The following is a 13,451-nucleotide window of genomic DNA, read 5'->3' on the forward strand; positions in this document are numbered from 1 at the left end:
CCGCTGCTGACTGAGCCCGGTAAAGCGGCAACCACCTGCGAATGACATTGGCGTTGATGCCGTGGCTGATGGCACGCTGGAGATGGTCGCACCGGGTTGCAGGCATTCCTGAACAACTTGGGCTTTGAACGGTTTGGGGTAAGTGCTTCGTTGGTAAGGGCTATCGCGTCCGCTTAAAATACGCGGACACCGTCGTCCTTAATGCTGGAGTTCGGAAGGTATGTTGGCTGGACGCTTACCCTACATCCTGCTCGGTGTCGCAATAAACCCGAGTAGATCCTGACCGAAGACAACATTGACCGCTCGCCCCTAAGCTGCGCACACCACTGCAAATCCAACTGCATCTCGGGGGCTGCCTGACCCGGCGAGTAGCCCTGCTGGCAGATCTCATACTCTCGGTGCTGTCGCGCCACTGGATAACCTGAAGCCGCCCTCTCACGTCTCGGTTACCGCTTCAAGGACCTGGTGGAACAGTTCGATGCCAGACCCACCAACATCAAGGCGTTGTTCAGCAACACGCTCGCCCCGACTCAGGCGCCGTCGAATAACGCGAAAAATGTTTGGCCTAGCTCTTGCCTCGGCAGAAGCGTCAGCCCAATCAACTCACCAAACCCGCAACTAGTACCATCCGCGCAGTTTCCTCATAGTGATTGCGCAGCAATTCACCAGCTCGGGCCGCGTCCCGCTGCAGAACGGCATCGAGGATGTCGCGGTGCTCCTGCTCCACATCCCGCTGCAAGGTAGCCGGGGCTGGCGCAGCCCAGCACCGGTAAAGGTCCGTCGACTGCGAAAGGTTGTTGGCGATCCGTATCATCGGCTCGCACTGGCAGCCAATGATAAGAGCTTGGTGAAACGCCCTGTGGGCCACCGACCAGTCATCGCTGATCCGCTCGGGATCACTACTGTTGCGGCGTGGAGTACGAGCTAGGCGGTGGTGGGCGGCAATCAGCTCAGTCTCCCACTGCAGGTCGCCGCGCTCGATGGCCAGGCGCAGCGCCAGCGCTTCGGTAATGCAACGCAATTCGGTTATATCCCGGAATTCCCGCAGCTCAAGCTTGGGCACAAAGAAGCCACGGTTTGTCTTGGACACCACCAGATTCTCTCCGACCATGCGGGTGAGCGCTTCCCTCACCACTGGCGTGCTGGTATCGAAGCGCTGCGACAGCGCGACCGGTGCCAGCCTGTGACCAGGTGGCCAGACACCTGCCAGGATCGCGTGGCGAATTCGTTCAAAGACGGATACATCGGATGAAATGCTCATTTAACATTCTACCATCGACAAAATAATATATTATTCGTTGACCAGTATTGTTTTGCTGGCTTAGTATTTATTCTATCACGCAGCAGCGATCGACCGCCAAGCCATCGCGGCAGGCGCACGATTAGAGACAATAAGAATAAGGAGACGCAATGACACTGGCCCTTTGTGCATTGTCACATTCACCACTTTTCGGGATCAACAACCCTGGCCCGGAGACACTGGACTGCGTGGAAAGCGCGCTCGGCACGATGCGCGCATTTGTGCGCGACTTCGATCCGGAACTCACCGTGATCTTCGGCCCCGACCACTTCAATGGTGTCTTCTATGACATGATGCCGGCGTTCTGCATCGGCTCCGGCGCCATCTCCGTCGGCGATTGGGGAACCGAGCCGGGCCCCCTGCCGGTCGATCGAGAGGCGGCCCGTAAGCTGGTACGCGCCGTACTCGACGCGGGTATAGATGTAGCTCAGTCGGAACGCATGCAGGTCGACCATGGCATCGTCCAATCGCTTGAATTCCTGTTCGGCAAACAGATGGTGCAACCGCTAATCCCGGTCTTTGTCAATGCCGTCGGGCTGCCGCTGGGTCCATTACAACGGATACGGCTACTGGGAGAAGCCATCGGCCGCGAGATCGCTTCCTGGGACCGCCGAGTATTGGTAGTCGCATCCGGTGGCCTGTCGCACGATCCGCCCATTCCGCGCTTGGAAGGCGCAACGCCCGAAGTCGCCGCGCGCCTGATCGACGGTCGTAATCCCTCGCCCGAAACCCGCACACTGCGGCAGCAGCGCGTCATCGCGGCCGGCAAGGCTCATGCACTGGGTGACAGTGCGTTCCAACCGATCAACCCAGCGTTCGACGCCCAGATCATGGCCACCTTAACTTCAGGCTGCCTGACCGACGCCGACCATTGGAGCAACGAATGGATCGAGAGTAGCGGTGGCCATTCCGGTCACGAGATCCGCGCATGGCTCGCTGCGTTCGCCGCGCTTTCGGCGCGTGGTCGTTACCAAGTGACAAACCAGTGGTACTGGCCTGTCGATGAATGGATGACGGGCTTCGGAATGATGATTGCCCAGGAGGACATCTGAGATGAAGAGTACCGCAAAGGACCGGCCGGATCCGAGCCTAGAACTGCGCCTGGAGATCCAAGCGCTCACTGCGGAGCACGCCTATCGTCTGGACCACGGTGCGGCGGACGCCCTACACCAACTGTACACGGCGGATGGCCAACTGCTGGGCCTGCCGCCGCGCGACCTGATTGGCCGAGAAGCTATCGCCACCTGGGGCACCGAGCGCGTCAAGCTCCCCCGCGTCTCGCGCCATGTCGAGACCAACCACCGGCTGTGGTGGAGCGACGAGGGGTTGTGCGCAACCCTGTACGCCAGCGTCTTCCGCAGCGAGACAGTTGATGCCGTCGACACCACGCCACTGATGGTGGGCGACTACGAGGACCTATATGCGCAGGAGGATGGCCAATGGAAGATCCGTCGCAGGGTCATCCGCAAAGCCTTTCGCGCCGCCCGCTAAATCCAACGGTACTCGACCATGACTCACACCAATAACAAGATCAGCCCGAACAATACCGCCCGTGTGTTTCACCTAGACCAACTGCCTCTAACCAAGGTCCGCCCGGGCTTCGCCAGGACCGGGCTTCGCTCAGACGGTGCGGTCACCACCATTAACTGGTTCGATCCGGGCTACCGTTCGGCAGGCCCGCATTCCCATCCATTCGACCAACTTAGCTACGTGCTGTGCGGCGCCATGCGCTTCTGGGTCGGCGACGAAGTCTTCGACGTGGAGGCCCCCTCTGTGCTCTATGTCCCGAGGGGCGTTCCCCACTGCGCCGAGCCGCTCGGCGATGTGCGCGCCCTAAATGTCGATGTCTTCGCACCGCTGCGCGAGGACTATCTCCCCCTCTGTGAGCACCAGAACTTCATAGTCTGAGAAAGGCGCCACGAGGCGTCATTTCACAACTCTACCGGAGAACCCCATGGAAACCGACGTACTAGTGATCGGGGCAGGACCTGTCGGCCTGATAGCAGCCAACCTGCTCGCGGATCAAGGCATTCGAGTAACGCTGGTCGAGCGCAATCCCGGCATCACTGACGAACCGCGCGCCATTAGCATCACCGATGAGTCGCTGCGTGTAATGGCCGAAATCGGCGTGCTGCAAAAGCTCCTGCCGGAAATGCTCACGGATACCGGCGCACGTTATTTCGGGCGCAAAGGGCAATTGCTGGCGGAGGTGCCATCCCGCCACTCGTGTTTGGGCCAGCCGGGTAAGTCACAGTTCGACCAACCGATCCTTGTCGCGTTATTACTGGAGGCGGCACAGGCGCAACCGGGCATCGACCTGCGCTTCAACACCGAAGTCCAAGCTGTCGAAAACCACCCGGAGCATGTCGAGGCGCATCTGTTCGAGGCCAATGGCTCGCAACGCCTGCACGCGAAGTGGGTGCTGGCCTGCGATGGCGGCCGCAGCCCGGTACGCACGCAGCTCGGTATCTCACTCGAGGGCTCGACCCAGATTGAAAAGTGGATCGTGGTGGACGTCCTCAACAGCCCGGGCGAACCAGAACGCTTCTCGCAGTTCCATTGCAACGGCACTCGCCCTTGCGTGGTGGTGCCCGGCGTCAAGGGGCGTTGCCGCTATGAGTTCATGCTTTTGCCGCGCGATGATCCGGACACGGTGACCACCCCTGAGTTCATCATCGACTTGATCGCGCCGTACCAGCGTATTGTCGCCACGGACATCCGCCGTGCCGCCGTCTATCTCGCACAACAGAGGATCGCCACCAGCTTCCGCTGCGGTCGCGTGCTGCTGGCCGGAGATGCGGCCCACCTGATGCCACCCTTCGCCGGGCAAGGCCTCAACGCCGGAGTCCGCGATGCGGCCAACCTGTCGTGGAAGATCGCCGCCCATGTCCGCGGCCAGGCCTGCGACGCGCTAATCGACAGCTACCAAACCGAGCGCCGGCCTCACGTCGAACAGATGGTGCGGCTCTCGCACCGGATCGGCAAGGTGGTGATGAGCACACATCCCCTGCTCGTCGCCCTGCGCGACAATGCTGTCACGGCCCTAGGGATCTACCCGCCAGCCAAGCGCTGGCTGGTTCACATGAAATTTTTGAAGCAGCCGTACTTTACCTCAGGCTGCATCGTGCCGCCGGACGCGGGCCTGCTTCCGGCTGCAGCTGATCTGGTAGGACGTCCACTGCCACAGCCTCGGGTGCAGCGCTCGAACGGCGAGCACGTCGCGCTCGACTCGGTACTGGGCCGAGACTGGGCGATCCTGCGCTTTCGTAGCGGCACGTCGCTGGAGATTCAGCTTGCTTCGATAGGCGCAGCCGGGTGGCGTGAGAGCGTCGTCGATCTCAATGGCGCCTTCGTCGGGCTGCTCGGCAGCGGCATCACGCTAGTGGTGCGACCTGACCGCTACGTGGCCGCTGCCACCAACGGCCCAGGCGAACGAGCGGCATTCCAGGCACTGGCAGCATTCCTCCCCGAGCTACCCGCCTGCCTGGACGACGCGTCTCTGTCTGACAGTGCTCCTCCCTGCACGCCCTTGGAAACCCGGTCGCTGGCGTCTTGAACTACGGCGATGCAACCCATGCCTCCATGTAGCAACCTTCACACAACCAACCTGGAATTCCTATGAAACTCATGAGCTTTGAACACGCCGGCAAGGCAAGCTTCGGTGTCGTAGTCGGCGACGGTGTATTCGATCTACAGCGTTTACTGGAGAGGCGCTTCCCCGACCTTAAGAGCTTGCTGGATGGCGATGGCATCGCCCTGGCGACAGAGATCATCAAGGGGCGCACGCCGGACCTGAAGCTGGCGGATGTACGCTTCCTGCCGGTAATTCCCAACCCCGACAAGATCTGGTGCGTGGGCTTGAACTACGGCGAGCACGTCCGCGAAACTGGCCGCGAGATCAGCGAAAAGCCAATGTTCTTCCTGCGCGTTGCAGACTCGCAAGTCGGTCACGGCGAAGCGATCACGCGTCCCCCGGAATCGATCAAACTGGACTACGAAGGCGAGATCGCGATCATCATCGGCAAAGGCGGCCGGCGCATCCGCGAGGAGGACGCCTGGGATCACATCGCAGGCTATGCCTGCTACAACGATGGCTCCGTGCGCGACTGGCAGTTACACACTGCACAATGGGCACCCGGTAAGAACTTTTGGCGTACCGGTGGCTTCGGCCCTTGGATGGTGACAACCGATGAGATTGAGCCAGGCGCCACGTTGTCGCTGGTAACGCGACTCAACGGCCAGGAGGTGCAGCGTGCCACCACAGATATGATGCTGCACAGCATCCCGCGCCAGATCGCCTACGCCTCGACAGTGGCACCACTTCGCCCTGGCGATGTCTTCGTAACCGGCACCCCAGGCGGCATCGGCGCCAAGCGCACGCCGCCGTTGTGGATGAAGCCAGGCGACGTGGTCGAGGTAGAAGTCGAGCGAGTCGGCACCCTACGCAACACAATCGTCGACGAACACCCCTACTGATAGCCAGGCCGGCCCCGGCTGGGGCTGGTTTTTACCCATTACAAGGACAATACCGGTGGGTCAATTAATCAATCGCCTTTCGCTGCACCACACACCTCTCCTTTCCTGCCAAGGGAGGACGTCATGACATCAATCTAAGCAATACTTCGCAGCCAGCCGTGGTTAGGCCGCCCAATAGGCCTGTGCTCTCTGGTCGCCTTGGTGGAAGGTGTGACTCTTCTCGCTGCCAGTATCGTCGCACCGGCCGCCGCGGTAACAGACTGGCCTGCATACCGTCGTCGGGAAACGCCCCCCCCTACGGACAGGATGCTCCGCTAGAGATGCTCACAACCGTTTTCGACGGCAGTTTCTCGCTCGCCTAGCGTCACCTCGAACTCGAACAGCATCATCGAAAGGTAGTGTGCGAAGCCGATGTTCTATTCACAATGCACAACAGATTCCTGTTTGGCTAAATAGTCGGCACGCCCAGGTAGCGAATTCTTCACCTCAGCACCAAGCCAAAGTCGCCCAGCCCCTTGCCGCCTTGGATCAACTGGTGTTCGAGCCAGATGCCCCCCGATGAGGCGGACCTTCCGCCCGCCGGACAGACGCGATTCCGCTCCACCGCCACTCCTAGTCTCTGCGTCTCTTGACAATGCCCGGCGTCGTGCCTGACCAACGATGGTACGCACGCGAGAATGATGCTTCCGATGCGTAACCAACGCTTGCAGCGATCTGAGCAATGGAATCATGGCCGTTCTCAAGCAGCTCTGTTGCTCGCATCATCCTGAGCGAAGTGATGAACTCGTTTGGCGTTTGACCAGTCACGCTGGCAAAGCGCTTGAGAAATGCTGAGCGAGACAGGCTGGCCTTATCGGCCAACTTGGCGATATTCCAGTCGCTCTCCGGAGCCTGATAAATGGCACTAAATACTTTCGATAGAACCGGATCATTCCAACCACGATGTGACTTCGAATCGTGTCTGGATACGTGATCCAGATAGTATCTGATGGCAGAGGTCAGTACCGCTTCGGCGAGCCGGGTAGCAATCGCCTGCCCGATAAACCCCTGTCTTCCGTTCTCACTGAGTTGATGGAGGGTTTGCGCGAGGAATTCCCGATTCTGAATTCCAAAACCACGCAGGAGAACCAAGCCCGGCATGTCCTTGAGCAAAACGATCGGAAATTTTTTATCCACATAGCAGTTCATCGATACAAGCTGGGTGATGTGACCACCTCCGCCGTAGCTAATCCCCGTACTGAAAAGACCGGCGAGGAAATCGTTCGCCGAATCCGCGCTCTTCAGTCGTGATGGAATAAAATTCTCCATGGGCTGCAGCGGCGTCTCAATGGCGTCAGCTATCGCGAGCGAACTCGACATGGGCTCGAGAAGCGCGTCGCCTGCCGCAAGCCAGATCGAATCCGAAGCCCCCTCTCGATACACGACACAGCTACCTGCCAGCACAAGATGAATCCTGATGCAGTCGTTTACTCGTGGCAGTTTGCACCCCCACGGGGAAGCCAACTGAATCAACCCCTGTAAGACGCCCGTCAGGCGAATGGTGCGCAGAAGATCGTCCAGCGGGAGAGGTGGACGGTAATCGTTGGGGTTTTCCATAACATCTTTTTTCTGGAACACAGGTGGCATGGATCCTCCTGATGGGCGATTTGCGCCAATGCACTCGCTCTATATCAAACACGCAAGTGCAAACGCAGGCAGTCTTTAGATACGACGTTATTCATAACCGCATTCTTGCACTCCTGCTTACAACAAGCACGTTGCACCTCAGTAGAAAAAGCCGAGATATCCGAATTGCCCCATTTTGAATGGAGGAAACCACCGACGTTGCATTGCGCCATGAATTGAAGACTTTCGGTCAATAGATGTGAATTTGTGGACAGTGACGAGTTGCCGCACGGAGACCAAAATCCGCCTACGCCGAGAAGGCTCATCGATGCAGGAGAGTATCACTAACCCCTCGCATCGACTGGTCGTTTCGGCCCATGCCGCAAGCCGCATCTCCTACAAAAAAAATTCTCAAGATCGGAGAGGAAACTCAGTGAGTTCTAATAACAATCCCACCGAATCCACGCCTGTTTTGATCGTCGGTGCCGGCCCAGCCGGAATGATCGAAGCACTTGCACTTGCCCGGGTTGGTATTCGCAGCACCCTACTCACCCTGTACCCATATACCGCACACACTCCACGGGCGCATGTGATCAACCCGCGCACGATGGAGATTTTCCGGGCACTGGGCATCGAGGATGATGTCGTTGCTGTCGCCGATACCGCCGATTACATGGAGAACAATGTCTGGGTCACCACGATGGCGGGCACTGAAGTCGCACGCATCAGTTCATGGGGCACTGGCCACGAACGGCAGAGGTACACCGATGCCAGTCCGAGCAAGATGTGCAACTACCCGCAGCACCTGCTCGAACCCATCATCATGAAGGCGGTAGTCGAGACCGGCCTTGTCGACGTGAGATTTGGTCACGAGTACCTCGACCACGTCCAAGACGAGCATGGCGTAGTAAGCCGCATCAAGGTGTGTGAGTCTGGTCACGAATACTCAGTCTCTTCGTCCTACCTCATCGGAGCCGATGGCGGACGCAGCCGCATCTTGGATCAGTTGGGAATCAAACACGAGGGCGTGCAAAACGCAGGCAGGGTGCTTTTCGTCTGGATTGAGGCGGACCTGAGCAGGTATGTCCAGCACCGGCCAGGTATTCTCTTCCACTCGGTAATTCCCGATGGCAGGGTTGGTCTCATCCTCGTACGCCCTTGGAATGAGTGGATTGCAGGCGCGCCCGTCGACGATTCGTTCGACCATACCGATCACAACGCCGTCCTTGCCCTGATCCGAAAGTTCATAGGGGATGAAACGATTCCAGTACGGATCAAGCACGTGTCTCCGTGGTCCGTGAACGGTTGCTCGGCCCCTCAATATTCGCAAGGCAGAGTCTTCTGCATGGGGGATGCAGTCCATCGCCACGCTCCGTGGAACGGACTGGGGTTGAACACGGCCGTGGCAGATGCATTCAACCTCGCATGGAAACTTAAGCTCGTGCTCGAAGGCACGGCAGCGCCATTGCTATTGGATAGCTATGACGCCGAGCGGGTACCCGTCGGCCGCCAAGTCATCCGGCGCGTGGGTGAGACGACCGCACAGATGATTAACCTGCCCTCCTCTATTGGCAATCACCCTGGTATCCCCGTATCGGAGATGTTGCGTAACGCGGAGACGTTGTTCGACGACACCACCACTGCCGCGCAAAGGAGAGAGAATCTTGATGCGGCACTGACTCCGTTGAGTACGACCGGTTTCAACGCTCTTGGTGCCGAGATTGGCTATCGGTACCGCGCCGGAGCGATCTTCGCCGATGGCACCTGCGAGCCACTTCCGGATGGCGACCCCGATCATGCATACAGAGCCACTACATGGCCAGGCGCAAGGCTTCCGCACGCTTGGCTGGAAACTGGTCGCAGACGCATCTCGACCCTCGATATCGTGAATGCCGCAGCTTTCACCCTCATCGTCGGCATCGAATCGTCGGCATGGCGAGACGCCGTCGCAAAGTTGCCGCACGTGCTGGCATCGGCTGTCGAAGTCGTGCAGGTCGGCGGCTCTTATGGTGTTCGCGACATCTACGGCAACTGGCGCCGTATACGCGAGGTGGGAGATAGCGGTGCGGTACTCGTTCGCCCAGACCATCACGTTGCCTGGCGTGCTGCGGACGAGACAGGAGCCCAGCAACTGGGCAAAGTCCTGGGTCATCTTCTTGGGTCGATGGATTGGCAGCCATTGTTGGTAGCCACCCAGCACGGCATCGCCGAACCGAAACATGCCTTGCCCGCCATAACCCAGTGAGCACACGCACATGTCCCTGAATCAAAACAGCATCGCCAAGGCTGCCGAACTGCTGCGTAGCGCGGCAGCCACGGGCAAGTTCATTGCCCCGTTGCGCGAAACCTTCAAAGGCTTGGGCGCGAACGACGCCTATGCGATCCAGAACCTCAACACCGAGCTCAAACTGCAGTCCGGGGCACGTCTGATCGGGGCCAAAATCGGTCTGACCTCACTCGCTGTGCAGCAGCAGCTTGGCGTGGATTCTCCTGACTACGGCGTTCTGTTTGACGACATGGCTTTTGCAGAAGGCCTGCCGATCCCGATGGCGGGCCTGCATCAACCGAAGATCGAGGCCGAAGTCGCCTTCGTGCTTGGCCGCGACCTCGACATGCCCAACCCGACCCTGATCGACGTCGTCAACGCGATCGATTACGCCTTGCCAGCCCTGGAGATCGTCGGCAGCCGCATCGCCCAATGGAACATCCGTCTGGTCGATACCGTTGCCGACAACGCCTCGTCCTCGGCCTTCGTTCTCGGCGGCTCGCCGAAGAAGCTCGACCAGCTTGATCTGCGCAACTGCCGGATGACCCTGGCCCGCGAAGATGAACACAACATCTCCATCGGTTCCGGTGCTGCTTGCCTTGGCCATCCGCTCAACGCAGTGGTGTGGCTGGCGCGGACTCTGGCACGCCACGGCGCACCATTGAGGGCCGGCCATCTCGTCCTTTCCGGGGCGCTTGGTCCGATGATCGCCGTGGAAGCCGGCAAAACCTACACCGCCCGCATCGATGGTCTTGGCACCGTAGCCGCCACCTTCGACAACCAATGAACAACAGGACATTCCCATGACCGCAAAGATAAAGGCTGCAATCATCGGTTCGGGAAACATCGGCACCGACCTAATGATCAAGATACTTCGCCATAGCCAGCGTATCGAGATGGGGGTCATGGTCGGCATTGACCCCAACTCCGACGGCTTGGCCCGTGCCGCGCGCCTAGGCGTGGCGACCACCCACGAGGGCGTCGAAGGCTTGACCCGCCTTGACGCATTCAAGGATGTCGACGTGGTATTCGATGCGACCAGCGCCGGCTCCCACGTGAAGAACGACGCATTCCTGCGCGCCATCAAGCCGGGCATCCGCGTGATCGACCTGACCCCGGCAGCAATTGGCCCGTACTGCATTCCGGTCGCCAATGGCGACGAGCACCTCGACGCACCGAACGTCAACATGGTCACCTGCGGCGGACAAGCCACCATCCCGATAGTCGCGGCAGTCTCGCGCGTAGCCAAGGTCCATTACGGCGAGATCATTGCTTCGATCTCGTCAAAGTCTGCCGGTCCGGGTACTCGCGCCAACATCGATGAGTTCACCGAGACCACGTCGAAGGCGATCGAGGTGATCGGCTGCGCCACCAAGGGCAAGGCGATCATCGTCCTGAACCCGACCGAGCCACCGCTGATCATGCGCGACACGGTCTACACCTTGTCCGACTTTGCCGACGAGGACCAGATCGCCCGCTCTATCGAGGACATGGTCAGGGGGGTGCAGGACTACGTCCCCGGCTACCGGTTAAAGCAGCGCGTGCAGTTCGAGCGCATTCATACGCCAGTGCGTATCCCCGGTGTGTCCGATGCGATCACCGGCCTTAAGACCTCGGTATTCCTCGAGGTCGAGGGTGCCGCGCACTATCTTCCGGCCTATGCCGGCAACCTCGACATCATGACCAGCGCCGCTCTGTGCATCGCCGAAAAAATGGCCGGACGCCTGCTTGCCAACCGCTAGGCCGCCTGAGGAAAGTTACGATGATTACCGATCCCAAGACTCAAAAGCTGTACATCTCCGACGTGACACTGCGCGATGGCTGCCACGCCATCCGCCACCAGTATTCAATCAACCAGGCAAAACAGATCGCCAAGGCTCTCGATGAAGCCAAGGTCGACTCCATCGAAGTCGCCCACGGTGACGGCCTGAATGGTTCCAGCTTCAACTACGGCTTCGGCGCCCATAGCGACCTGGAATGGATCGAAGCGGTCGCCTCCGTAGTCAAGCACGCTAAGGTTGCCACCCTGCTGCTGCCTGGCATCGGCACCGTGCACGACCTCAAGGCTGCTTACGACGCCGGCGCTCGCATTGTCCGCGTCGCTACCCACTGCACCGAGGCCGACGTTTCCCGCCAGCACATTGAGTACGCGCGCATGTTGGGCATGGACACGGTGGGCTTTCTGATGATGAGCCACATGACCACACCCCAGAAGCTAGCGGAGCAGGCAAAGCTGATGGAGGACTTCGGGGCGACCACGGTGTATGTGGTGGACTCGGGTGGCGCACTGAGCATGCAGGACGTCCGGGACCGCTTCCGCGCGCTCAAGGATGTATTGAAGTCAGAGACGCAGACCGGCATGCACGCTCACCACAATCTCAGCTTGGGCGTGGCCAACAGCATCGTCGCGGTCGAGGAAGGCTGCGACAGAATCGATGCGAGCCTAGCGGGAATGGGGGCCGGAGCCGGCAATGCGCCGCTGGAGGTGTTCATCGCTGCGGCCGAGCGCTTGGGCTGGAACCACGGCACTGATCTGTACCGGTTGATGGACGCTGCCGACGACATCGTTCGTCCGTTACAGGACCGGCCGGTGCGGGTCGACCGCGAGACGCTCGCGCTCGGCTATGCCGGCGTGTACTCGAGCTTCCTGCGACACAGCGAGGCGGCGGCGAGGAAATACGGACTGAAGACCGTCGACATCTTGGTCGAACTGGGCAACCGCCGCATGGTGGGCGGTCAGGAGGACATGATCGTCGACGTCGCGCTGGACTTGCTCAAGGGCAAGTCCACAGAGAGCAATACGCTGTCCCGCTCAGCAACGGAACGAACTGATTCATAAATCATGTTTTGATGGGTGCAACGATGAATAAGAACAAGAAGAACGGCCCTGTTTTGAACATTACGACGATGACAATGCCACTGTCGTTAGCGGTTTGCCTTATCGGCACAACAGTACATGCCAGCGAGGGAGGCGGGTCGTTGTACCCGCTGGGCATCGAGAATTTCTCGGCCGCCGGAATACCGCCGCCGGGGTGGTACGGTTCGCTCTACTACTATTCGTACTCGGCGGACAAGCTACGAGACGATGCCGGCAACAAAGTGCCGAACAACATCAAGCTCAACGTTGACGTGATCGCGCCACGACTGCTGCTGATCGCCGATAAGCAAGTGCTTGGTGGCACGCTTTTGGCGCAAGTGGTTCCGTCTTTTGTCGATACGCGCGTCGCGTTTGATGCTGCACCGGGCGTGCGCCTGAGAGATAGCAAGCTCGCGCAGGGCGACCTCCTCGTCGGTGTGGGTGTCGGCTACCGCTACAGCGATAAATCGTTCGGGGCTATGGGGCTGGATGTGTTCGCACCGACAGGTAGCTACCACGTCGACGACCTTTCAAACACGAGTCGAAATTACTGGGGTGTGGCGTCCACGTACACGTTCGACTACGTCGATCGGGCCGGTTTCAACTTCTCGACTAAGGTCTCGTACGGGTTCAATTTCAAGAATACCGACACGAACTACCGATCGGGTCAAGAACTCATCATCGATTACTCCACAGGCTGGGGCCTGAACAATGGCTGGACCCTCGGCCTGGGAGGCCATATTTACCAGCAGACCACCAATGACGAGCAGCACGGACAATCGCTGTCCGACAGCAAGGGTCGCGCTTTCGCCATCGGACCCTCGTTGAAGTACGACAGCGGCAAGGGCTGGTTTGTCACCGCCAAGTATTCACCGGAGTTCGACGTCCGTAACCGTTCGGAGGGTGCGGTGTTCGTTGTCAGGATTGGCAGTCCTTTGTAACCATTC

General features: G+C 59.5%; 12 protein-coding genes. 10 read left to right on the forward strand and 2 right to left on the reverse strand.

The window, feature by feature from the left end:
* Window positions 1–598: 598 nt before the first annotated feature.
* Entirely contained in the window at window positions 599–1,261 is a 663-nt protein-coding gene (locus T3A99_RS05830) for a GntR family transcriptional regulator (RefSeq protein ID WP_322834080.1), read from the reverse strand.
* Window positions 1,262–1,410: 149 nt separating this feature from the next.
* Between T3A99_RS05830 and T3A99_RS05835 the strand changes: the two genes are divergently transcribed.
* From T3A99_RS05835 to T3A99_RS05855, 5 genes are all read left to right on the forward strand, one after another.
* The gene (locus T3A99_RS05835; protein ID WP_322834081.1) at window positions 1,411–2,352 is read left to right on the forward strand and encodes a 3-carboxyethylcatechol 2,3-dioxygenase; all 942 of its coding nucleotides are present in this window, start codon (window positions 1,411–1,413) and stop codon (window positions 2,350–2,352) included.
* Between the two features lies 1 nt (window position 2,353).
* Window positions 2,354–2,791 carry a nuclear transport factor 2 family protein gene (locus T3A99_RS05840; RefSeq protein WP_322834082.1) on the forward strand — a complete coding sequence of 146 codons (438 nt, stop codon included), beginning with the start codon at window positions 2,354–2,356 and terminating at the stop codon, window positions 2,789–2,791.
* 18 nt (window positions 2,792–2,809) lie between these two features.
* A complete protein-coding gene (locus T3A99_RS05845) occupies window positions 2,810–3,208 on the forward strand; it encodes a cupin domain-containing protein (RefSeq protein WP_322834083.1) in 399 nt (132 codons plus the stop codon).
* 46 nt (window positions 3,209–3,254) lie between these two features.
* Window positions 3,255–4,856, forward strand: a complete 1,602-nt coding sequence (locus tag T3A99_RS05850; RefSeq protein WP_322834084.1) for an FAD-dependent monooxygenase — start codon at window positions 3,255–3,257, stop codon at window positions 4,854–4,856.
* A gap of 62 nt (window positions 4,857–4,918) precedes the next feature.
* Window positions 4,919–5,776, forward strand: a complete 858-nt coding sequence (locus tag T3A99_RS05855) for a fumarylacetoacetate hydrolase family protein (protein WP_322834085.1) — start codon at window positions 4,919–4,921, stop codon at window positions 5,774–5,776.
* A gap of 612 nt (window positions 5,777–6,388) precedes the next feature.
* Here T3A99_RS05855 and T3A99_RS05860 read toward each other — a convergent pair.
* Complete coding sequence (locus T3A99_RS05860; protein ID WP_322834086.1) at window positions 6,389–7,402, reverse strand: AraC family transcriptional regulator; 1,014 nt, start codon at window positions 7,400–7,402, stop codon at window positions 6,389–6,391.
* A 307-nt stretch (window positions 7,403–7,709) separates the two neighbouring features.
* Here T3A99_RS05860 and T3A99_RS05865 point away from each other — a divergent pair, with 307 nt between their 5' ends.
* The 5 genes from T3A99_RS05865 to T3A99_RS05885 are packed head-to-tail and all read left to right on the forward strand — an operon-like array spanning window position 7,710 to window position 13,445.
* Window positions 7,710–9,626 (forward strand): FAD-dependent monooxygenase, encoded by a 1,917-nt coding sequence (locus T3A99_RS05865; RefSeq protein WP_322834087.1) that lies wholly within the window; start codon window positions 7,710–7,712, stop codon window positions 9,624–9,626.
* A 10-nt stretch (window positions 9,627–9,636) separates the two neighbouring features.
* A complete protein-coding gene (locus T3A99_RS05870) occupies window positions 9,637–10,434 on the forward strand; it encodes a 2-keto-4-pentenoate hydratase (RefSeq protein WP_322834088.1) in 798 nt (265 codons plus the stop codon).
* A gap of 16 nt (window positions 10,435–10,450) precedes the next feature.
* Complete coding sequence (locus T3A99_RS05875; protein ID WP_322834089.1) at window positions 10,451–11,389, forward strand: acetaldehyde dehydrogenase (acetylating); 939 nt, start codon at window positions 10,451–10,453, stop codon at window positions 11,387–11,389.
* Window positions 11,390–11,409: 20 nt separating this feature from the next.
* A complete protein-coding gene (dmpG, locus tag T3A99_RS05880; protein ID WP_322834090.1) occupies window positions 11,410–12,486 on the forward strand; it encodes a 4-hydroxy-2-oxovalerate aldolase in 1,077 nt (358 codons plus the stop codon).
* Window positions 12,487–12,509: 23 nt separating this feature from the next.
* Window positions 12,510–13,445 carry a SphA family protein gene (locus T3A99_RS05885; RefSeq protein ID WP_322834091.1) on the forward strand — a complete coding sequence of 312 codons (936 nt, stop codon included), beginning with the start codon at window positions 12,510–12,512 and terminating at the stop codon, window positions 13,443–13,445.
* Window positions 13,446–13,451: the final 6 nt, after the last annotated feature.

It is taken from the genome of Pseudomonas sp. N-137 (assembly GCF_034555295.1).
GTDB classification, from domain to species: domain Bacteria; phylum Pseudomonadota; class Gammaproteobacteria; order Pseudomonadales; family Pseudomonadaceae; genus Aquipseudomonas; species Aquipseudomonas rhizophila.